Source organism: Aeromonas sp. FDAARGOS 1418 (assembly GCF_019048585.1).
GTDB lineage: Bacteria > Pseudomonadota > Gammaproteobacteria > Enterobacterales > Aeromonadaceae > Aeromonas > Aeromonas caviae.
The window spans coordinates 764098-784509 of sequence record NZ_CP077387.1; the positions used below are offsets into that span (position 1 = coordinate 764098).

Below are 20412 nucleotides of genomic sequence, written 5' to 3' on the forward strand. Positions count from 1 at the left end.
GAGGCTGAATGGCTCACATACTGGTCATCGACGACGAGGCGGCCATCCGCCGTTTTTTGCGGATCAGCCTGATCGCCGAAGGACATCAGGTGAGCGAGGCGGTCGGCGTCACCGAGGGGATGGCGCAGTATCGCCACCTCAACCCCGACCTGGTGATCCTGGATCTGGGCCTGCCGGACGGTGATGGCATCCAAATCCTGCACGCCATCCGCGAGCACCACGCCAATCCCGTGCTGGTGCTCTCGGCGCGGGACTCAGAACAGGAGAAGGTGCGGCTGCTGGATGCGGGGGCCAACGACTACATGAGCAAGCCGTTCGGCGTCGGGGAGATGATGGCCCGTATCCGGGTGCTGCTGCGCCAGCGAGTCGGTGCCACCAGCGGCGAGTGTCGACACTTCCCCCACTGTGGCCTGACCCTGGACAGCAGCAGCCACAAGGTGACCCTGCAGGGCGAGGAGATCCCCCTCTCCCGCAAGGAGTTCGCCCTGTTGCAGGCGCTGGTGTGCCACCCCGGCAAGCTGGTGCAACAGACCCAGCTGCTCATCGACATCTGGGGGCCAAGCCACAAGGAGGACACTCACTACCTGCGCATCGTCATCGCCAGTCTGCGCAAGAAGCTGGGAGATAACCCCCAGCAACCCACGCTGATCGAGACCGAATCCGGTATCGGCTACCGCTTTATCGGCAGCTGATGTTGCAGCAAGAAGCTGGGCGGCAACATTCCCAGCAACCCACCCTGCTCGAAACTGAAGCCGGCATCGGCTACCGCTTTATCGGCAGCTGATGTTTCACGTGGAACGACGCCAACCGCAGCACAAGGCCAGCAGACCGCATCCCCCGAGCAGCAGACCGAGATCCTGCAAGCTGGCTGCAATCCCCAGTCCCAGGCTGAGCAGCAGGTAGTAGCCAAGCCCAAACAGGGCCCCGGCACTGCCCGCCACCTCCCGATAGGCCAGCAGCGCCTGGCTCAGCACATTGGGGATAGCTAGCCCGAACGCCACCACCACCACCATCATGGGCAACAGGAACCAGAGCGATGCCTGACTTGCCCACACCAGCCAACTCGAACCCGACGCCAGCACGGCGGCGAGCCGTATTAACGAGGCAGGCGTCCAGCCACGGCCCAGCAGACGCTTGTTGAGCAGGCTGCCCACCAGGGTCGCCAGCGCCAGCACGATGCCGGAGTAACCAAATTCCCCCGCGCTCAGCCCCAGACCGGCAAACAGAAACGGCGCCAAGCTGTAGTAGCCGAACAGCATGGTGTTGAACAGGGCGACCAGGGCGGCGCTGCGCCACAAGCCGGTATCACGTACCATCCGGCAGGCCAGCGGCCAGAGTGCGACCCTTTGGGTGGTGGCCGGGCGGGTTTCCGGCAGTTGCCAGCAAGCCATCAGCAACAAGCCGATTGCCAGCGCCAGCAGGGCGCCGAGTACCCCTAGATAACCCAAGCCATCAGCCAGCAGGCCACCGCTCACCAGCCCCAGCGCAGGGCTCAGGGAGAGTGCGATGCCCATCACCGAAAAGACCCGCGCCAGATCGCTGCCCTGATAGCTGTCGCGCAGCATGGTCTGGGTCACCACGGAACCCACGGCGGCACCGAAGGCCGCGATGACCCGGGCCAGCAGCAGGGTTTCAAATTGAGTGGCCAGCAACGCCAGCAGGGTGCCGGCGCCATAGGTCAGCAGCCCCGCCAGCATGGCGGGACGCCGCCCGATGAGATCGCACAACCTGCCCCAGCAGACCACGCCCGCCGCAAACGCCAGAAAATAGACCGACAGGGTCTGGGACGCCTGCCCCTCGCTCACCCGAAACTCAGTGGCGATATGGGTCAGCACCGGACTGTAGATGGTCTCCACTATCTGGGGAAACATCATCAATCCGACCACCAGCCAGCGCGGTGGCAACCTGTTGTTCATGACACACCTCCTTCACAAGAGGTCGCCATTCTAGAGAGGGATAACATGTCCGATTACAATAAGGCGGACTATAAACAGCAAGAATCGGACACATGGCCTTTATTCTTCCCGATCACCCCTTTGATCCGGACCAGCACGACGGCAGCGCCATCGGTATTGCCGCCGCCCTCGGCTGGCACGACTCCGGCCGCCATCAGCACCAACGCCACCAGCTGCTGTTCGCCCAGGCAGGCTGCATGACCATAGAGCTGGACGATCAGGTCTGCCTGCTGCCGCCAACGCGAGCGGCCTGGTTGCCAGCGGGTCTGCCCCACCGGGTGTTGATGCGCGGAGTTGTGGCCTATCGCTCCCTCTACTTCCAGCCGGAGCCCGCGTTGCCAAACGAGATGGCGGTGCTGGCGGTCAACCCGCTGCTGCGGGAGATCATCGAGCGGATGGCACTCTGGCCCTGGGACAAGCCGGAAGCAGAGCAAACCTGCACACTGGCATTATTGAAAGAAGAGCTGGCGCAAGCGCCGCGGGAATCCTGGCAGTTGCCGCTGCCGTCAGACGGGCGTCTGACCGGCTGGCTGCAGGAGATAAAGCGGGGTGACACCCTGCCCGATCGGCTCAACCGGCTGGCCGAACGGGTGGGTGCCAGTGACAAGACCATAGGCCGCATCTTCATGCGGGAGACCGGCATGAGCTACCAGGCCTGGCGCCAGCAGTGGCGACTGCTGCGGGCCATGGAACTGCTGGCCGAAGCCGAGCCCATCAGCCGGGTGGCCGCTGCGCTGGAGTTCGCCAGCGACAGCGCCTTCATCGCCTTCTTCAGGCAGCACACGGGGCAGACCCCCTTGCGCTACCTCAACTCTCGGGGTGAGTCGCATCGGCCGAGCTCGCCTCCACCACCAGGGTCTCCAGGGCCAGCGGCTTGAGGTTTTGAATGGCCTCTGCCACCACGTCATGGGAGGCCTGCTGCTGCAAGGCCAGCATCTCCTGTTGCAGGGCGGCGCTGTCCAGCTCGGGTCTGGGGTTCTCGGCGGCCATGGCATTCAGGCTCAGGCTGCTGGCAATCAGGGTAGCGATCAGGATCTTCATCTGGTGTGCTCCGGTGTGGTTGAGATGACCAGATAGCTATTCCAATAGTTGTGCCAGATTTATAACAGTATGATTTTATTGATATAAATGATTTTTTGATGCTGTCACTCCCCTTCCTGAATCGAATGTTGGTTATTTTAAAACCTATAAATGGTTTTTTTTACCACCTCCATCATGGCAACCCTGTTCCACGTGAAACGCCCCGTTTTTTTGATCGACACCCGCTTTTGAAGTGAGCTATGGTGCTAGCTCCCCCCTTAACTGACTCTGGATTTGCCACCGAATGGAATTCTCCTTGTTCGGCGAGAAGTTCACTCGCCACGCCGGTATTACCCAACTCATGGACGACCTCAATCAAGGGCTGCTGAATCCCGACGCCATCATGCTGGGAGGCGGCAATCCGGCCCCCATCCCCGCCATGCTGGAACGCTTTCAGGCCGAGGCCAATACCCTGCTAGACAACGGCGAACTGATCAAGGCCATGGCCAACTACGATGGCCCCCAGGGCAAGGACAGGTTTACCAAGGCGCTGGCCGCCCTGCTCAGCAAGGAGCTGGGCTGGGAGATCTCCGCCCGCAACATCGCCCTGACCAATGGCAGCCAGAACGCCTTCTTCTATCTGTTCAACCTGCTGGCCGGCGAGTTCGCCGACGGTCGCAAGAAGAAGGTGCTGTTCCCCCTGGCCCCCGAATACATCGGCTATGCCGACTCGGCCCTCTCGGACGATCATTTCGTCGCCTACAAACCCACCATCGAGAAGCTGCCCGACGGCCAGTTCAAATACCACGTGGATTTCGAAAGCCTGCAGGTGGGCGACGACATCGGGGTGATCTGTGTCTCCCGGCCGACCAACCCCACCGGCAACGTGCTCACCGACGAGGAGATCGAGCACCTCGATCAGATCGCCCGTGACAAGGGGATCCCGCTGCTCATCGACAATGCCTACGGCGTGCCCTTCCCCGGCATCATCTTCAGCGACGCCAAGCCGTTCTGGAACGCCAACACCATCCTCTGCATGAGCCTCTCCAAGCTCGGCCTGCCGGGCACCCGTTGCGGCATCGTCATCGCCGACGAGAAGATCATCCGGGCCATCACCAACCTGAGCGGCATCATCAATCTGGCGCCGGGCAGCCTGGGTCCGGCCATCACCATTCCGATGATCGAGAGCGGTGACATCATCACCCTGAGCGAACAGGTGGTGAAACCCTTCTACCAGCAGAAAGCCACCTTCGCGGTCCAGCTGCTGCGCGAGGCCATTCCGGATCCGCGCTTCCACATCCACAAGCCGGAGGGTGCCCTCTTCCTCTGGCTCTGGTTCGAAGACCTGCCGATCCACTGCCAGGAGCTGTATGAGCGACTGAAGGCGAAGAACCTGCTGATCGTGCCCGGCCACTATTTCTTCCCCGGCATCGACGACCCCGAGTGGCGCCACAGCCAGGAGTGCATCCGCCTCAACTATGCCCAGAGCGAAGATCTGGTGCGTCGTGGCATCGCCATCCTGGCCGACGAGATCAACGCCCTATACGCCGGTTGATTCCCCCTTCGGCATGAAAAAAAGAGGCCTGCAGATGCAGGCCTCTTTTCTATCAGGTGGTCAGCGATGTTGTTTAACCGGGCAGTGCCAGCTGATCGGGTTTGCCGATGGGGATGGCGCGGGGCTTGAGCGCTTCCGGCAGCTCCCGGGCCAGCTCTATGGTCAGCAGACCGTGCTCCAGCCTGGCCCCCTGCACTTCCACGTGCTGGCTCAGCTTGAAGGCGAGCTCGAAGTCCCGCTCGGCGATCCCCTGATGGAGGAATTGGCGCTCGCCCATGGTGGCGACCTTGCGCCCCTTCACCTTGAGGGTGCCGTTTTCGGTCTCCAGCTCCAGCTCATTGCGATCGAAACCGGCCACGGCAACCGTGATGAGGTAGCTGTCGTGATCCCGCTTTTCGATGTTGTACGGGGGGTAGGCCGAGGTCTTCTGATCGAACAGGCCTTCCAGCTCGCGGGCCATCCGCTCGAAGCCGACGGCATTGGAATAGAGATGAGAAAAATCGAGGTTACGCATGATCCTATCCTTCTATAAAGCAACAGGGTTTACTCTCCACGGGCCCGCCATCGGCACCCGGGAAACATCAGCAATGCAACGAGGTCAGGCTGTCAGCCGTTGATCTCGATCTTGCGGGGCTTCATCGCCTCGGGCACTTCGCGCACCAGGTCGATGTGCAGCAGACCGTTCTTGAGGTCGGCCCCCTTCACCCGCACGTAGTCGGCCAGCTGGAAGCGACGCTCGAAGCCGCGTTCAGCAATGCCTTGGTAGAGGTAGTTGCGCTCGGTGTCGGCCTGCTTGCTGCCCTTCACCGTCAGCAGATTTTCCTGGAAGCTCAGCTCCAGCTCTTCCTGGGTAAAGCCCGCCACCGCCATGCTGATGCGGTAGTCGCTGTCACCCAGCTGCTCGATGTTGTAGGGGGGATAGCCGGCATTGCCATTGCTGGCCGCAGATTCGATGAGAGTAGCCAGACGATCGAAGCCGATGGCAGAACGATAGAGCGGAGAAAAGTCGATAGAACGCATAGTATTACCCTCTTGTGAGCGATAACGGATTGTTTGCCCTCCTGATGGACGGGCGCCTGGTCGAAACCTCTGTCGAGCGTTCCGGCCTTGTTATCTATATAGGGGCCAGCATTTGGCTTTCAAGGGGTAAAAACAAAAGAAATGCAGGCCATCAAGAATGGCCCGATTAGATCGATAATAGGCCTGCGGGCCACTCATGATCCATCCCTCATCCCTCCATACTGGCCGTGTCCCCAACGAGAAACCGGAGCACGCCATGAAGATTACCCAGGTTCGCAACGCCACCCTGCTCATCCACTACGCAGGAACCCGCTTCCTCATCGACCCCATGCTGGCCCCCAAGGGGAGCTACCCCGGCTTCGAAGGCATGGCCAACAGCCATCTTCGCAACCCCCTGGTCGAGCTGCCGCTGCCCATGGCGACCCTGCTGGAGGTGGATGCGGTGATCGTCACCCATGACCATCTGGATCACTGGGACGATGTCGCGAAAGCGAAGATCCCCAGGCACCTTCCCCTGTTCGTGCAGCATCAGAAAGATGCCGACACCATGAGGGGATGCGGCTTCGAGGATGTGCGCCTGCTGGGCGAGTTCGCCGGCATCCGCCTGCAACAGACGGAAGGCCGGCACGGCAGCGACACCATCATGGCCCTGCTGGGGGATCGCCTTGGCGAGGTCAGCGGAGTGGTCTTCTCCCATCCCGCCGAAAAGACCCTCTATCTGGCCGGCGACACCGTCTGGAATGCCCAGGTTGAACAAGCGCTGCACCGGCACCAACCCGAGGTCGTCGTCCTCAACTGCGGCGATGCCCAGGTGACGGGTCTGGGCGCCATCATCATGGGCAAGGAGGATGTGGCCGCCGTCTATCAGGCCGCCCCGCAGGCCACCCTGATCTCCAGCCACATGGAGGCGGTCAATCATGCCCTGCTGTCCCGGCGGGAGCTGCGTGACTACCTGGACAGCCAGGGGATGGCCGCCCGGGTAAGGGTGCCCGAGGATGGCGACACCATGGTGCTCTGAGCGAGAGGCCGGGCACCACATGGCTCTTCGGCTTTCTGTTGCTGCCCCGTATGATGGGGATCCGAGTGCAAAGGAGTCTGCCACCATGCCCCGTCCTCTCATCGTCGCCGTCATCACCTTCGATCGCTTCAGCCCCTTTCACTGCTCGGTGCCCTGCCTCATCTTTGGCGACAAGATGATGCCGGGCCAGTCGTTGTTCGAGCTGAGACTCTGCGCCGGGGATGACACGCGGCAACCCGCCTCCTCCCAGGGCTTTCGCATGGAGGCCGACTATGGCCTGGAGGGTCTGCTGGAGGCGGATATCATCATCATCCCCTTCTGGCGCGATCCGGCCGAGCGCCCCGCCCAACCCTTGCTCGATGCCCTGGTTGCCGCCCGGATCAGGGGAGCCCAGATCGTGGGGCTCTGTCTCGGCACCTATGTGCTGGCCTATGCTGGCCTGCTGGACGGGCGCGGTGCCGCCACCCACTGGGAATTTGAACAGGAGTTTGTCCAGTGCTTCCCCCGGGTGCGGCTCGATACCAATGCCCTCTACGTCGACGACGACGGGCTCATCACCTCGGCTGGCACCGCCGCCAGCCTGGACTGCTGCCTCTATCTGGTTCGCCAGCATCACGGCAGCCAGATTGCCAACAAGCTGGCCAGGCGGCTGGTGGTGCCTCCCCACCGGGAGGGTGGCCAGGCCCAGTTCATCGATCAGCCGGTACCCGCCTCCACCCGGGATGCCAGGATCAACCAGCTGTTCGATCACCTGCGCCTGCACCTGGCCGCGCCCCACACCCTGGACAGCCTGGCGGAACATTGCATGATGAGCCGACGCACCTTTAGCCGCCGCTTCCAGCTCGCCACCGGTCTCTCCCTCGGGGAGTGGCTGATGGCGGAGCGTCTGCGCCGCAGCCAGACGCTGCTGGAGTCCAGCTCCCACACCGTGGAACGCATCGCCGAACTGGTGGGGCTCGGATCTGCCACCATATTGCGCAAGCACTTTCGCGCCCGCTTCGGAGTGTCGCCGCGGGAGTGGCGCCGCACCTTTCGCGGTGACAGAGTCTAGGTCCCACATGTTTCACGTGGAACGCGCCCTTTTCCTTGCCCCAGAAAACAAAAAGCCGCTCACGAGGAGCGGCTTTTGATGGTTGTCGGACCGTCTGTTAGACGTCGAGGTTGGCAACCCGCAGGGCGTTGGTCTCGATAAAGTCGCGACGGGGCTCAACGGCATCACCCATCAGGGTGGAGAAGAGCTGGTCGGCGCCGACCGCATCGTCGATGGTGACACGCAGCATGCGACGGGCTTCCGGATCCATGGTGGTTTCCCACAGCTGCTCCGGGTTCATCTCCCCCAGCCCTTTATAGCGCTGGATGTAGATGCCACGCTTGCCTTCGCCCATCAGCCACTCGACCGCTTCCACGAAGCTGGCGACCGGCTTCACCTTCTCACCACGCTTGATGTAACCGCCTTCCTCGATCAGGTTGGCGATCTCCTTGCCCAGGGAGACCAGCTGACGGTACTCGGAGGATTGCAGGAAGTCATAGCTCAGCGGATATTCACGGTCGACCCCGTGCTGGCGTACCACGGCGTGGGGCACGAACAGGCTGCGCTCCTCGTCGCGGCGTACCTGCATCTGGTACTGGATACCGTGGTTGCTCTCGTTGAGCACGGCTTCCATGCTCTGGCACCAGGTCTGCAGATCGCTCTCGCTGGCCAGCAGGGTTTCGTTCAACTCAGGCTGATAGATCAGCTGGGTCAGCACGGCTTCCGGGGCGCGGCGGGACATGCGGGTGATGAGGTGAGTCACGGAGCGATGCTGGTTGACCAGACGCTCCAGCGCCTCGCCACCGATGGCCGGGGCAGATTCGTTGACGTGCAGGGTCGCACCGTCCAGCGCCATGGCGGTCTGGTACTGCAACAATGCGTCTTCGTCTTTCAGGTACTGCTCCTGCTTGCCCTTCTTCACCTTGTAGAGCGGCGGCTGGGCGATGAAGACATAGCCACGCTCGATGATTTCCGGCATCTGACGATAGAAGAAGGTCAGCAGCAGGGTACGGATGTGCGCACCATCGACGTCCGCATCCGTCATGATGATGATGTTGTGATAGCGCAGCTTGTCCGGGTTGTACTCGTCGCGACCGATGCCACAGCCCAGGGCGGTGATCAGGGTACCCACCTCCTGGGAGGAGATCATCTTGTCGAAACGGGCCTTCTCCACGTTCAGGATCTTGCCCTTGAGGGGCAGGATGGCCTGGTTCTTCCGGTTGCGACCCTGCTTGGCGGAGCCGCCAGCAGAGTCCCCTTCCACGATGTAGAGTTCGGAGAGCGCCGGGTCTTTCTCCTGACAGTCCGCCAGCTTGCCGGGCAGACCGGCGATATCCAGCGCGCCCTTGCGGCGGGTCAGTTCGCGGGCCTTACGGGCCGCTTCACGGGCACGGGCCGCATCGATGATCTTGTTGACCACGATCTTGGCGTCGCCCGGGTTTTCCAGCAGGAAGTCCGCCAGCTTCTCACCCATCGCCTGTTCCACGGCGGTCTTCACCTCGGACGAGACCAGCTTGTCCTTGGTCTGGGAGGAGAACTTGGGATCCGGCACCTTGACGGAGATGACGGCAATCAGGCCTTCACGGACGTCGTCGCCGCTGGCGGCAGACTTGGCCTTCTTGCTGTAATCCTCCTTGTCCATGTAGGAGTTCAGAGTACGGGTCAGCGCGGTACGGAAGCCCACCAGGTGGGTACCACCATCCCGCTGCGGGATGTTGTTGGTGAAGCAGTAGACCCCTTCCTGATAGGCGTCGTTCCACTGCATGGCCACTTCGACGCCGATGCCGTCCTGCTCAGTGGTGAAGTGGAACACCTTGGGATGGATCGGAGTCTTGTTCTGGTTCAGGTACTCGACGAAGGCCTTGATGCCCCCTTCGTAGCAGAAGTGCGCCTCGCGGCCGTCGCGCTCGTCCATCAGGCGGATGGAGACGCCGGAGTTGAGGAAGGAGAGCTCGCGCAGACGCTTGGCCAGGATCTCGTAGTGGAACAGGGTGTCGCTGAAGATGGTCGGGCTCGGCCAGAAGCGTACTTCGGTCCCGGTGCCGGTGCTGTCGCCGATCTGCTTGAGGGGTGCCTGCGGCTCGCCCAGGTGATAGGTCTGCTCGTAGACGTGACCGTTGCGGCGGATGGTCAGCAGCAGCTTGTCGGAGAGCGCGTTCACCACGGAGACGCCCACACCGTGCAGGCCGCCAGACACCTTGTAGGAGTTGTCGTCGAACTTGCCGCCCGCGTGCAGCACCGTCATGATGACTTCGGCGGCGGAGCGGCCCTCTTCCGGGTGGATGTCCACCGGAATGCCACGACCGTTGTCGCGCACGGAGACGGAGCCGTCGGAGTGGATCTTGACCTGGATATCGGAGCAGTAGCCAGCGAGCGCCTCGTCAATGGAGTTGTCGACGACCTCGAACACCATGTGGTGCAGACCCGATCCATCGTCCGTATCGCCGATATACATCCCCGGGCGCTTGCGGACCGCATCCAGGCCCTTCAGCACCTTGATATTCGAGGAGTCGTAAGTATTTTCACTCATAGCTTACTCTCTGCCTTCTCTAACGTTTCGGAGATCTTGCCTTGTTCCACGTGGAACAGCTTGCAGTCACTCGCATCCATCATGTCTGCGAGCTGGCCGGTATCGATGGCGGTAATGAACACCTGAGACGCACACTGCTTCAGCCTTGCGGCCAGCAGACGACGCTTGTCGACATCCAGTTCAGAGGCAAAATCATCAATTAAAAAAATACAGCCGCGGCTGCTATGTTGATTCAAATAGAGCCCTTGGGCCAGCCGCATGGCACAGACCAGCAACTTCAACTGACCCCTGGACAAAATATCTTGAGCGGGAACGCCGTTCGCCTTGAGCCGCACATCCGCCTTCTGCGGACCGACCCCAGTGTACCCCATGGCACGATCCCGTTCGAACCCCGCCTCCAGCAACTCATTGAGAGGCGTGTCTTTTTCCCAGCCTCGATAGAATCCAAGGCTGATGTCGAATTCCGGCAGGAAATCTGCCGTCATCTCCTTGATCAGGGGGGTAATGGCCTGACAATAACTGGCGCGAAAGCCCGCCAGTTCACCGCCCAGACGCACCAGCTCCTGATCCCAGAACGCCAGCTGGCGATACTGGGTGCTCTGGCGCAGCAGGGCATTGCGCTGCTTCAGCAGACGCCGTACCCGCCCCCACAGAGAGAAGAAGGTCGGCTCCTGATGGAAGACGCCCCAATCCAGCCAGGCCCGGCGTGCCTGGGGCCCGCCGGTCAGCAGGCTGAAACCATCGGGGTGGATCAGCTGCACCGGCAACAGCTCGGCCAGATCGGCCAGACGCTGAGCCTGGGCACCGGCAATCTTGAGCTGGGTCTCGCCCCCCTTGTCCTTGGCAAGCCCGATGGGCACCTGACGCCCCTCCAGCTCGCACTGGGCAAACAGGGTGAAGGCCCGCTCGCCCTGGCGGATGACCCGCCCGGTCAGGTGCGTGCGAAAAGATCGGCCGAGACCAAGGTAATGAATGGCTTCCAGCACGCTGGTCTTGCCGCTGCCGTTGCTGCCGACCAGGATGTTGAGGCCGGGCGACAGCGCGAGACTGGCGTGCTGGATGTTGCGAAAGTCGCTGAGCTGGAGTTTGACCAGAGACACGACTAGATCCGCATCGGCATCACCACATACTGGGCATCTTGGCTGTCAAAATCCTCAATAATGGCGCTGCTGATGGAATCGCTCAGGCTGATCCGGATCTGGTCACATTTTAACGTATTCAACACGTCCAGCACATAGGAGACGTTGAAGCCGATCTCCATCTCGCCGGCCTCGTATTGTACGTCAAGCAGCTCTTCCGCTTCTTCCTGTTCCGGGTTGTTGGCGGTGATGCGCAGCAGGTTTTCCTGCAGATTGAGACGCACCCCACGGAATTTTTCGTTGGAGAGGATGGCGGCGCGGGCAAAGGCCTGGCGCATGTCCTCACGACCGGCGATCAGCGCCTTGTCGCTCCCTCTGGGGATCACGCGACGCCAGTCCGGGAAGCGGCCATCCACCAGCTTGGAGGTGAAGATGAAACCGTCGAGGGCGGCACGCAGGTTGCTGCGACCGACTTGCAGGCGCACCGGCTTGTCTTCCGCCTCCAGCAGGCGTACCAGCTCCAGCACCCCCTTGCGCGGCAGGATGACCTGATGATCGGGCAGCGATTCCCCCACCACCTCGCGGCGGCAGGTGGCCAGACGGTGACCGTCGGTCGCGACCGTGCGCAGGCCGTGGCCCTCGCTCTCGAACAGCATGCCGTTCAGGTAGTAACGCACGTCCTGGCTGGCCATGGAGAACTGGGTGGCGTCGATGAGCTTCTTCAGCTCCAGCTGGCTGATGTCGAACTCGAGCACGGACTCCCAGTCCTCGATGTTCGGGTATTCGGTCGCCGGCAGGGTCGACAGGTTGAAGCGGGAACGGCCGGACCGGATGATCAGCCGCTCGCCCTCGGTATTGAGACGAATGTCCGCCCCTTCCGGCAGGCCGCGGCAGATGTCCAGCAGCTTGCGCGCCGGTACTGTGGTGCGGCCATCCTGGCTGTCGCTGTTGAGATAAACCTGTCCGATCATCTCCACTTCGAGATCGGTCCCGGTCAGCGACAACAGACCATTGCTGACATCGAGCAGGACGTTGCCGAGGATCGGCAGGGTCGGCCGGCCACCCAGGGCACCGGACACCAGTTGCAGAGGACGTAACAGGGCCTCACGGCTAATTTCGAGCTGCATCTGTGCTCTCCGTTGTTATTGGGAGGAAAGGGTTCGGATCAGGTTGGAATATCCGGGCTGCATCTGTGCGCTCCGTTCCGTTATCAGGACGAAAGTGTACGGATCAGGTTGGAATAGTCTTCCTTGATGTCGTGACTCTCCTCCTTCAGCTGCTCGATCTTGCGGCAGGCATGAAGAACAGTGGTGTGGTCACGGCCACCGAAGGCGTCCCCGATTTCCGGCAAACTGTGGTTGGTCAGCTCCTTCGCCAGGGCCATCGCCAACTGGCGCGGACGGGCAACGGAGCGGGAGCGGCGCTTGGACAGCAGATCCGCCAGCTTGATCTTGTAGTACTCCGCCACCGTCTTCTGGATGTTGTCGATGGTGACCAGCTTCTCCTGCAGGGCCAGCAAGTCTCGCAGCGCCTCGCGCACGAAGTCGATGTTGATGGCACGGCCGGTGAAGTTGGCGTTGGCGATGACCCGGTTGAGGGCCCCTTCCAGCTCACGGACGTTGGATCTCAGTCGCTTGGCGATGAAGAAGGCCACTTCGTCCGGCAGGTGGATCTGGTTCTCGTCCGCCTTGCGCATCAGGATCGCGACGCGCGTCTCCAGCTCCGGCGGCTCGATCGCCACGGTAAGGCCCCAGCCGAAGCGGGACTTGAGGCGATCCTCGACACCGTTGATCTCCTTCGGATAGCGATCCGAGGTCAGGATGATCTGCTGGTTGCCTTCGAGCAGCGCGTTGAAGGTGTGGAAGAACTCCTCTTGGGAGCGCTCCTTGTTCGCGAAGAACTGGATGTCATCGATGAGCAGGGCATCGACGCTACGGTAATAACGCTTGAACTCTTCAATGGCGTTATTCTGCAGCGCCTTCACCATGTCCTGCACGAACCGTTCGGAGTGCATGTAGATGACTTTGGCGTCTTTCTTGCGATCCTTGATGGCGTTGCCGACGGCGTGCAGCAGGTGGGTCTTGCCCAGGCCGGTGCCACCATAAAGGAACAGCGGGTTGTAGGCCCCGCCCGGATTGTCGGCAACCTGACGGGCGGCCGCACGAGCCAGCTGGTTGGACTTACCCTCGACGAAATTCTCGAAGGTATAGTTCACATTGGTGTTGCTCTTGTGGTTCGGCTCGGGCTTGGTTTCGGCCTTGCTTTCCCAGCTCTTGGGAGAGTTATTCACAGGATCGACACCGCGCGCCGGAGCCCTGGCGGCCGCGACGGGATGGGGACGATTGCCGATGTCGAAACGCAGGGTAGGCGCATCCGCTCCGCACAGCTCGTTGATGATGCCGTTGACCCGGAGCAGGTACTTGTCGCGTACCCAGTCCAGAACGAAGCGGTTCGGTGCATACAGGGTCAGAGTATTGTCACTCAACTCCGCTTGAAGCGGCCGGATCCACATGCTGAATTCTGCCGAGGGCAACTCATCTTGCAGCCGGTTAAGGCACTGCTGCCATAGCGAAGCAGTCACTCTAGACTCCCGTCAATTGATTAAGTAAAGACCGGCTATTCTACGTTTTTAGTGGCTGGATCTCCAGTTGCCGCCGCACGGATCCAGCAAATAAGATCCTTGACTTTCAAGGATCCAACGCCCCAGGATCTGATTTCATCCCCAAAGTTACCCACAGCCGGATATCGGCAATGTGGACAGAATGGCGCGCTGCGGCCATAGTTATTTTATATAACCAAATATCATTTATTTTTTATATTTTATTCCAATAACATCAGCGCCAACCCGTGATTACAACTAAAAATACAGCACTACAGAGAGAGGAATCCCCATGAAATCCACCATCAAACTGATTTCCGGCGCCGCCATTCTGCTGGCCAGCCTGTCCGGCCAGGCCATCGCCCAGGAAACCATCAAGGTCGGCATGTCCGGCAAATATTTCCCGTTCACCTTTGTCAAGCAGGACAAGCTGCAGGGCTTCGAGGTGGACATGTGGAACCAGATCGGTGAGCGCACCGGCTACAAGGTCGAGTTCGTGACCGCCAGCTTCTCCGGCCTGTTCGGCATGCTGGAAACCGGCCGCGTCGACACCATCTCCAACCAGATCACCATCACCGACGAGCGCAAGGCCAAGTACGCCTTCTCCCAGCCCTATGTCTATGACGGTGCCCAGATCGTGATCCGCAAGGGCAACAACACCATCCACGGCATCAAAGACCTGGAAGGCAAGAAAGTCGCCGTCAACCTGGGCTCCAACTTCGAAGAGCTGCTGCGCAAGAACGACCCCAACAAGAAGATCGATATCCGTACCTATGACTCCGCCTTCGAGCAGGATGTCGCCCTGGGCCGCATCGACGCCTTCGTGATGGACCGCGTCTCCACCGCCCAGCTGATCAAGGAATCCAAGCTGCCGCTGCAACAGGCCGGTGCACCGTTCGAAACCATCGAGAACGCCCTGCCCTTCCTGAAGACCCCGGAAAAGCAGGCCGTGCTGAAGAAGGTTGACGATGCCCTCACCGCCATGCGCAAAGACGGCACCCTGACCAAAATCTCCGAAAAATGGTTCGCAGCGGACATCACCAGCAAATAAATGATGGAATTTGACCTCGAGTACACGCTAGGGCTGTTTCCCATCCTGCTCAAATACCTGGGCACCACGATGGAAATGGCCCTGTGGGGATTCGTATTGGCACTCGTACTGTCGCTGATCCTGGCGATAGTACGGGTGTTTCGCGTTCCCGCACTTCACTGGCTGGCGATGCTGTATATCTCGTTCTTCCGGGGTACACCGCTGCTCGTCCAGCTGTTCCTGCTCTATTACGGGCTGCCGCAGCTCTTCCCCATCTTCGTGGGGATGGATGCCTTTACCGCCGCCATCATCGGCCTGACCCTGCACTTCGCCGCCTACATGGCAGAGTCGATCCGGGCAGCCATTCTCGGCATCCACAAGAGCCAGATGGAAGCCGCCCTCAGCATCGGCATGAGCCGGCTGCAGGCGATGCAGCGGATCATCCTGCCCCAGGCGGCCCGCATCGCGACACCATCGCTGATGAACTACTTCATCGACATGATCAAGAGCACCTCCCTGGCGTTTACCCTGGGAGTGGCGGAGATCATGGGCAAGGCCCAGATGGAAGCGGCCTCCTCCTTCAAGTTCTTCGAGAGCTTCATGGCGGTGGCGCTGATCTACTGGGTGGTGGTCATCTTCTTCACCCGCTTGCAGCATCTGCTGGAAGTGCGGCTGAACCGTGCTTATTAAAGGAGGCCTGTCATGATCAACCTAACGGGTCTCTCCAAGGCCTATGACGGAAATCAGGTGCTCAACGGCATCGATCTTGAGGTAAAGAAGGGGGAGATTGTCGTCATCATCGGCCCCTCCGGTACCGGCAAGTCGACTCTGCTGCGCTGCCTCAACCTGCTGGAAACCCCGGATGCAGGGCGGCTCGTCATCGATGACCTTGCCGTGGATCTGGCCAAGGCCAGTGACCAGCAGGCCATCGAACTGCGCAAACGCGCCTCTTTCGTGTTCCAGAACTACGCCCTGTTCTCCAACAAGACGGCGCTGGACAACATCGCCGAGGGGCTGATCACCGTCTGGAAACAGCCGAAGGCGGAGGCTCGTGCCACTGCCCTGGGCATCCTCAAGGACATCGGCCTCGCCGAGAAACAGGATGCCTACCCGGCCTCCCTCTCCGGCGGCCAGCAACAGCGCGTCGGCATCGGCCGGGCCATGGCGGCCCACTCCAAGGTGATCCTGTTTGACGAGCCCACCTCCGCCCTCGATCCCGAGTGGGTCGACGAGGTGCTGGGCCTGATGAAGCAGCTCGCCCGCCAGCACCAGACCATGGTGGTGGTGACCCACGAGATCGAGTTTGCCCGTGATGTCGCCGATCGGGTGATCTTCATGGAAGGAGGCCGGATCGTGGAGCAGGGCCCGCCGGATCAGATATTGGTCGATCCGCAGGATCCCCGTACCAGGGAGTTCCTGCGCAAAGTACTTAAATAGCTCTCTCTTTGGCGGCCTGGCCGCCTTTTTTCTTGAGGGATCCTTGTTTAACCCCGGGTTGCCAGTATAATTCGGGGCCCTTGATCCTCCGGATCCTGCCAGATTATCCCGCTCGGTCGACGAACGGGGCGAGATGGAAAGGAACGGCGGATTGACGAGAAGCTGAACTCTGTTTAGAATTCGGCCTCTTTTGCTAGTCGTCACACGCTATAGCTGGCGCGTCGGCTAAGTGTGACAATCAAAACTGTACAGAAATACGGAATCGAATCATGAAACGTACTTTTCAACCGTCCAACCTGAAGCGCAAGCGCTCTCACGGTTTCCGCGCTCGCATGGCTACTGCCAACGGCCGCAAAGTTCTGGCCGCTCGTCGTGCCAAGGGTCGTGCCCGCCTGGTAGTCTAATGCCTACCCAGCACACCTTCTCTCGGGAGTTACGTCTGTTAACTCCCGAACACTTCAAACGCGTTTTCGCCGAGCCTGTCCGGGCCGCTTCTCCGCAAATTACGCTTCTTGCTTGCCCCAACTCCCTCGAACACCCCCGTCTTGGCCTCGCCGTGCCCAAAAAGGCGCTCAAGCGTGCCGTCTGGCGCAACCGTGTAAAACGAGTGGTTCGGGAAAGTTTTCGCCTCAATCAAGCCAATCTGCCCGCTATCGACATCGTCGTGATCGCCAAGGGTGGCGTGAAGGAGATGGACAACGAAGCGCTGTTCAAGTTACTGGAAAAGCTATGGCGCACTCTGTCACGCCGTTGCAATGGGTAGCAATCAAACTGATACGTCTGTATCAGCTAATCATTAGTCCCCTGCTCGGGCCGCGCTGCCGTTTCACCCCGACTTGTTCCCAATTTGCGATAGAAGCAATCCGACTTCACGGTTTCATAAAAGGCGTTTGGTTAGCCAGCAAACGTCTATTAAAATGCCATCCCTTATCCGAGGGTGGTTATGACCCGGTTCCGCAACCAAAGCGAAGAAACTGAAGACTATGGAATCACAACGCAATTTACTCCTGATCGGTTTGCTGTTCGTGAGCTTCTTGCTCTGGCAACAGTGGGAGTCCGACAAGGCTCCGAAGCCGGCCCCGACTACCGTGGCCCAAACCGAACATTTCGTACCTGAAGCCGGTCAGACCGGTGATATTCCTCAGGTTTCCGAGCAAGCAAATGGTAACGCCGCGCGCAAGCTGATCACCGTCTCCTCCGACGTGCTCAAATTGACCCTGGACACCCAGGGCGGTGACATCGTCTCTGCCGAACTGCTGGCCCACAAGCTGGAAGAAGGCAAGGAACAGCCGTTCACCCTGCTGACCAGCCAGCCTGCCCACCTCTATGTGGCCCAGAGCGGTCTGGTCGGTCGCGATGGTCCGGACAGCCAGGCCCAGGGTCGTCCCACCTATGAAGCCGCCCAGACCAGCTATCAGCTGGCCGATGGTCAGGATCAAGTCGTCGTTCCGATGACCTGGACCGACAGCAAGGGTGTGGTCTTCACCAAGGAGTTCGTGCTCAAGCGCGGTGATTACGCCGTGGGCGTCGACTACAAGATCGACAACAAGTCTGCCGAGCCGGTCCAGGTACAGTTCTACGGTCAGCTGAAGCAGACCATGACCACGCCGAAGGATCAGGAAGGTCATGCCATGGTGGCCAGTGCCTACCGTGGTGGTGCCTTCTCCAGCGAAGACTCCCGCTACAAGAAGTACACCTTCGACGAGATGAAGGATGCCGACCTGAACAAGACCACCCAGGGTGGTTGGGTCGCCATGCTGCAGCACTACTTCGTCTCTGCCTGGGCCCCGAATGCCAACGACACCAACAGCTTCTACAGCCGCGTGATCCCGGGCAAGGACCAGGCCATCATCGGCTACAAGGCGCCGCTGGTTGACGTCGCTGCCGGCCAGCAGGCCGAAGTGAGCGGCAAGCTGTGGATCGGTCCCAAGCTGCAGGATCAGATGGCCAAGGTGGCAAACCACCTGGATCTGACCGTCGACTACGGCTGGCTCTGGTTCATCGCCCAACCGCTGCACTGGCTGCTGACCGTGTTCCACGGTTTCGTCCAGAACTGGGGTCTGGCCATCATCATGCTGACCCTGCTGGTGCGCGGCATCATGTTCCCGCTGACCAAGGCCCAGTACACCTCCATGGCCAAGATGCGCATGCTCCAGCCCAAGCTGGCTGCGCTCAAGGAACGCTTCGGTGACGATCGCCAGAAGATGTCCCAGGGCATGATGGAGCTGTACAAGAAGGAGAAGGTCAACCCGCTGGGCGGCTGCCTGCCCATCCTGGTACAGATGCCCATCTTCATCGCCCTCTACTGGGCACTGATGGAGTCTGTCGAGCTGCGCCACGCGCCGTTCGCCCTGTGGATCACCGACCTGTCGGTGAAGGACCCCTTCTTCGTGCTGCCAATCCTCATGGGTGCCTCCATGTGGTATCTGCAGAAGATGAGCCCGACCACCATCACGGACCCGATGCAGCAGAAGGTGATGCAGTTCATGCCGATCATCTTCACCTTCATGTTCCTCTGGTTCCCGGCAGGTCTGACTCTGTACTGGCTGGTGAGCAACGTCATCTCCATCATCCAGCAGACCATCATCTATCGTCAGCTGGAGAAGAAAGGCCTGCACTCACGCAACTGATGCGCAGCCCATCTTTCCTGATGACAAAAGAGGCGGCCTTCGGGCCGCCTTTTTTATTACAATGTCCCCCACCCTCTTACTCATTCAGCCAACCAGCGAGTCAAGCAAGATGACAACAGATACCATCGTGGCCCAGGCCACCGCCCCCGGCCGTGGCGGCGTCGGCATAGTCCGCGTCTCCGGCCCTGCCGCCGAGCGGGTCGCCGAGATAGTGCTCGGCAAGCTCCCCAGGGTGCGTTATGCCGAATATCTGCCGTTCAGGGACGAGCAGGGCCAGGCGCTGGATCAGGGCATCGCCCTGCTGTTCAAGGCCCCCAACAGCTTCACCGGCGAAGACGTGCTGGAGCTGCAGGGCCATGGCGGCCCCGTCATTCTCGACATGCTGATCCGCCGCATCCTGCAGATCGACGGCATCCGCCCCGCCCGCCCGGGCGAGTTCAGCGAGCGCGCCTTCCTCAACGACAAGCTGGATCTGGCCCAGGCCGAGGCCATCGCCGATCTCATCGAAGCCTCCAGCGAGCAGGCCGCCCGCAGCGCCATGCACTCCCTCCAGGGGCAGTTCTCCGGCAAGGTTCAGCAGTTGGTGGAGAGTCTCACCCGGCTGCGCATCTATGTGGAAGCGGCCATCGACTTCCCGGATGAAGAGATCGACTTTCTCTCCGACGGCAAGGTGGCGGGTGACCTCTACGCCATCATGTCCGAGCTGGACGACGTGCGCGGCGAGGCCAAGCAGGGTGCCCTGCTGCGAGAGGGGATGAAGGTGGTGATCGCCGGTCGCCCCAACGCCGGTAAATCGAGCCTGCTCAACGCCCTCGCAGGCCGCGAGTCCGCCATCGTCACCGAGATCGCCGGTACCACCCGCGACGTGCTGCGCGAGCACATCCATCTGGATGGCATGCCGCTGCACATCATCGACACCGCGGGCCTGCGCGATACCCAGGACAAGGTGGAACAGATCGGCATCGAGCGTGCCTGGGCCGAGATCGAACAGGCCGACCGGGTGCTGTTCATGGTGGACGGCACCACCACGGATGCCGTCGATCCCCACGATATCTGGCCGGAATTCGTTGATCGGTTGCCAAAAAACATCGGCCTCACCGTGGTGCGCAACAAGGCGGACCTGACCGGCGAGGATCTGGCACCGAGCCAGGAGCAGGGCCACGCCGTCTATCGCATCTCCGCCAAGACCGAGCTGGGGCTGCCCGCCCTGCGCGAGCACCTCAAGGCCTGCATGGGCTTCCAGGGCAATACCGAGGGGGGCTTCATGGCCCGCCGCCGCCACCTGGACGCACTGGAGCGCGCCGCCGAACGGCTGCTGGTAGCCAGGGAGCAGCTTGAGGTCTATGTGGCTGGCGAACTGGTAGCCGAGGAGCTGCGCCTGGCCCAGGAGTCCCTGTCCGAGATCACGGGCGAGTTCAGCTCCGACGATCTGCTGGGCCGCATCTTCTCCAGCTTCTGCATCGGCAAGTAAGTCCGCAGAGCAGGCAATGAAAAGCCCGGGTTCATCCC

The 20412-nt window shown here is 60.9% G+C and carries 21 protein-coding genes; 13 read left to right on the top strand and 8 right to left on the bottom strand.

From position 1 onward, the window contains the following. Positions 1–8: 8 nt before the first annotated feature. Entirely contained in the window at positions 9–692 is a 684-nt protein-coding gene (locus tag I6L48_RS03635) for a response regulator (RefSeq protein WP_010672297.1), read from the top strand. Between the two features lie 96 nt (positions 693–788). Here I6L48_RS03635 and I6L48_RS03640 read toward each other — a convergent pair whose 3' ends face one another. Then, complete coding sequence (locus I6L48_RS03640; protein ID WP_113069326.1) at positions 789–1916, bottom strand: multidrug effflux MFS transporter; 1128 nt, start codon at positions 1914–1916, stop codon at positions 789–791. Between the two features lie 92 nt (positions 1917–2008). On the opposite strand from I6L48_RS03640, the gene I6L48_RS03645 reads away from it, so the two are divergent. Further along, positions 2009–2833, top strand: coding sequence for a helix-turn-helix transcriptional regulator (locus I6L48_RS03645; RefSeq protein ID WP_113069324.1), 825 nt, complete (start codon positions 2009–2011; stop codon positions 2831–2833). Here the strand turns inward: I6L48_RS03645 and I6L48_RS03650 are convergent. Beyond that, positions 2763–2996, bottom strand: coding sequence for a hypothetical protein (locus I6L48_RS03650; RefSeq protein WP_041212072.1), 234 nt, complete (start codon positions 2994–2996; stop codon positions 2763–2765). The two genes, I6L48_RS03645 and I6L48_RS03650, sit on opposite strands and share 71 nt — an antisense overlap. 283 nt (positions 2997–3279) lie before the next feature. On the opposite strand from I6L48_RS03650, the gene I6L48_RS03655 reads away from it, so the two are divergent. After that, entirely contained in the window at positions 3280–4530 is a 1251-nt protein-coding gene (locus tag I6L48_RS03655; protein ID WP_042864675.1) for a valine--pyruvate transaminase, read from the top strand. Between the two features lie 73 nt (positions 4531–4603). Here the strand turns inward: I6L48_RS03655 and I6L48_RS03660 are convergent, their stop codons facing one another. After that, positions 4604–5044 (bottom strand): Hsp20 family protein, encoded by a 441-nt coding sequence (locus I6L48_RS03660; RefSeq protein WP_010672292.1) that lies wholly within the window; start codon positions 5042–5044, stop codon positions 4604–4606. Positions 5045–5136: 92 nt separating this feature from the next. Next, a complete protein-coding gene (locus tag I6L48_RS03665; protein WP_010672291.1) occupies positions 5137–5550 on the bottom strand; it encodes an Hsp20 family protein in 414 nt (137 codons plus the stop codon). A 256-nt stretch (positions 5551–5806) separates the two neighbouring features. Here I6L48_RS03665 and I6L48_RS03670 point away from each other — a divergent pair, with 256 nt between their 5' ends. Both I6L48_RS03670 and I6L48_RS03675 read left to right on the top strand, forming a co-directional pair. Next, positions 5807–6568 carry an MBL fold metallo-hydrolase gene (locus I6L48_RS03670; RefSeq protein ID WP_216987779.1) on the top strand — a complete coding sequence of 254 codons (762 nt, stop codon included), beginning with the start codon at positions 5807–5809 and terminating at the stop codon, positions 6566–6568. 85 nt (positions 6569–6653) lie between these two features. Continuing rightward, positions 6654–7619, top strand: coding sequence for a GlxA family transcriptional regulator (locus I6L48_RS03675; protein WP_216987780.1), 966 nt, complete (start codon positions 6654–6656; stop codon positions 7617–7619). A 97-nt stretch (positions 7620–7716) separates the two neighbouring features. On the opposite strand, the gene gyrB is transcribed toward I6L48_RS03675, so the two are convergent. The 4 genes from gyrB to dnaA all read right to left on the bottom strand — a co-directional run bounded on the left by gyrB (position 7717) and on the right by dnaA (position 13788). Next, positions 7717–10128 (bottom strand): DNA topoisomerase (ATP-hydrolyzing) subunit B, encoded by a 2412-nt coding sequence (gene gyrB, locus I6L48_RS03680; RefSeq protein WP_216987781.1) that lies wholly within the window; start codon positions 10126–10128, stop codon positions 7717–7719. Next, the gene (gene recF / locus I6L48_RS03685; RefSeq protein WP_134695585.1) at positions 10125–11228 is read right to left on the bottom strand and encodes a DNA replication/repair protein RecF; all 1104 of its coding nucleotides are present in this window, start codon (positions 11226–11228) and stop codon (positions 10125–10127) included. Before recF ends, gyrB begins: the two co-directional genes overlap by 4 nt. Before the next feature lie 2 nt (positions 11229–11230). Further along, the gene (gene dnaN / locus I6L48_RS03690) at positions 11231–12334 is read right to left on the bottom strand and encodes a DNA polymerase III subunit beta (RefSeq protein ID WP_216987782.1); all 1104 of its coding nucleotides are present in this window, start codon (positions 12332–12334) and stop codon (positions 11231–11233) included. A gap of 83 nt (positions 12335–12417) precedes the next feature. After that, entirely contained in the window at positions 12418–13788 is a 1371-nt protein-coding gene (gene dnaA / locus I6L48_RS03695) for a chromosomal replication initiator protein DnaA (RefSeq protein ID WP_216987783.1), read from the bottom strand. A 310-nt stretch (positions 13789–14098) separates the two neighbouring features. Between dnaA and I6L48_RS03700 the strand changes: the two genes are divergently transcribed. From I6L48_RS03700 to mnmE, 8 genes are all read left to right on the top strand, one after another. Further along, positions 14099–14857, top strand: coding sequence for an amino acid ABC transporter substrate-binding protein (locus I6L48_RS03700; RefSeq protein ID WP_113069319.1), 759 nt, complete (start codon positions 14099–14101; stop codon positions 14855–14857). Next, entirely contained in the window at positions 14858–15526 is a 669-nt protein-coding gene (locus tag I6L48_RS03705; protein WP_010672283.1) for an amino acid ABC transporter permease, read from the top strand. Positions 15527–15538: 12 nt separating this feature from the next. Beyond that, on the top strand, positions 15539–16273 hold the full coding sequence (locus I6L48_RS03710) for an amino acid ABC transporter ATP-binding protein (RefSeq protein WP_113069317.1): 735 nt from the start codon (positions 15539–15541) through the stop codon (positions 16271–16273). Positions 16274–16542: 269 nt separating this feature from the next. Then, positions 16543–16677 (top strand): 50S ribosomal protein L34, encoded by a 135-nt coding sequence (gene rpmH / locus I6L48_RS03715; RefSeq protein ID WP_005307156.1) that lies wholly within the window; start codon positions 16543–16545, stop codon positions 16675–16677. Further along, entirely contained in the window at positions 16677–17036 is a 360-nt protein-coding gene (gene rnpA, locus I6L48_RS03720; protein ID WP_010672281.1) for a ribonuclease P protein component, read from the top strand. Before rpmH ends, rnpA begins: the two co-directional genes overlap by 1 nt. Next, positions 17003–17251, top strand: coding sequence for a membrane protein insertion efficiency factor YidD (yidD, locus tag I6L48_RS03725; RefSeq protein ID WP_010672280.1), 249 nt, complete (start codon positions 17003–17005; stop codon positions 17249–17251). The genes rnpA and yidD overlap by 34 nt, the downstream gene beginning before the upstream one ends. Positions 17252–17256: 5 nt before the next feature. Continuing rightward, positions 17257–18903, top strand: coding sequence for a membrane protein insertase YidC (gene yidC / locus I6L48_RS03730; RefSeq protein ID WP_041214180.1), 1647 nt, complete (start codon positions 17257–17259; stop codon positions 18901–18903). 109 nt (positions 18904–19012) lie between these two features. Next, positions 19013–20374, top strand: coding sequence for a tRNA uridine-5-carboxymethylaminomethyl(34) synthesis GTPase MnmE (mnmE, locus tag I6L48_RS03735; protein WP_010672278.1), 1362 nt, complete (start codon positions 19013–19015; stop codon positions 20372–20374). The last annotated feature ends 38 nt before the right edge of the window (positions 20375–20412 follow it).

Excerpts from the sequence above, each read along its gene's own strand:
- I6L48_RS03635 (WP_010672297.1), top strand. The coding sequence starts at position 9 with ATGGCTCACATACTGGTCATCGACGACGAGGCGGCCATCCGCCGTTTT.
- I6L48_RS03640 (WP_113069326.1), bottom strand. The coding sequence starts at position 1,916 with ATGAACAACAGGTTGCCACCGCGCTGGCTGGTGGTCGGATTGATGATG.
- I6L48_RS03645 (WP_113069324.1), top strand. The coding sequence starts at position 2,009 with ATGGCCTTTATTCTTCCCGATCACCCCTTTGATCCGGACCAGCACGAC.
- I6L48_RS03650 (WP_041212072.1), bottom strand. The coding sequence starts at position 2,996 with ATGAAGATCCTGATCGCTACCCTGATTGCCAGCAGCCTGAGCCTGAAT.
- I6L48_RS03655 (WP_042864675.1), top strand. The coding sequence starts at position 3,280 with ATGGAATTCTCCTTGTTCGGCGAGAAGTTCACTCGCCACGCCGGTATT.
- I6L48_RS03660 (WP_010672292.1), bottom strand. The coding sequence starts at position 5,044 with ATGCGTAACCTCGATTTTTCTCATCTCTATTCCAATGCCGTCGGCTTC.
- I6L48_RS03665 (WP_010672291.1), bottom strand. The coding sequence starts at position 5,550 with ATGCGTTCTATCGACTTTTCTCCGCTCTATCGTTCTGCCATCGGCTTC.
- I6L48_RS03670 (WP_216987779.1), top strand. The coding sequence starts at position 5,807 with ATGAAGATTACCCAGGTTCGCAACGCCACCCTGCTCATCCACTACGCA.
- I6L48_RS03675 (WP_216987780.1), top strand. The coding sequence starts at position 6,654 with ATGCCCCGTCCTCTCATCGTCGCCGTCATCACCTTCGATCGCTTCAGC.
- gyrB (WP_216987781.1), bottom strand. The coding sequence starts at position 10,128 with ATGAGTGAAAATACTTACGACTCCTCGAATATCAAGGTGCTGAAGGGC.
- dnaN (WP_216987782.1), bottom strand. The coding sequence starts at position 12,334 with ATGCAGCTCGAAATTAGCCGTGAGGCCCTGTTACGTCCTCTGCAACTG.
- I6L48_RS03700 (WP_113069319.1), top strand. The coding sequence starts at position 14,099 with ATGAAATCCACCATCAAACTGATTTCCGGCGCCGCCATTCTGCTGGCC.
- I6L48_RS03705 (WP_010672283.1), top strand. The coding sequence starts at position 14,858 with ATGATGGAATTTGACCTCGAGTACACGCTAGGGCTGTTTCCCATCCTG.
- I6L48_RS03710 (WP_113069317.1), top strand. The coding sequence starts at position 15,539 with ATGATCAACCTAACGGGTCTCTCCAAGGCCTATGACGGAAATCAGGTG.
- rpmH (WP_005307156.1), top strand. The coding sequence starts at position 16,543 with ATGAAACGTACTTTTCAACCGTCCAACCTGAAGCGCAAGCGCTCTCAC.
- rnpA (WP_010672281.1), top strand. The coding sequence starts at position 16,677 with ATGCCTACCCAGCACACCTTCTCTCGGGAGTTACGTCTGTTAACTCCC.
- yidD (WP_010672280.1), top strand. The coding sequence starts at position 17,003 with ATGGCGCACTCTGTCACGCCGTTGCAATGGGTAGCAATCAAACTGATA.
- yidC (WP_041214180.1), top strand. The coding sequence starts at position 17,257 with ATGGAATCACAACGCAATTTACTCCTGATCGGTTTGCTGTTCGTGAGC.
- mnmE (WP_010672278.1), top strand. The coding sequence starts at position 19,013 with ATGACAACAGATACCATCGTGGCCCAGGCCACCGCCCCCGGCCGTGGC.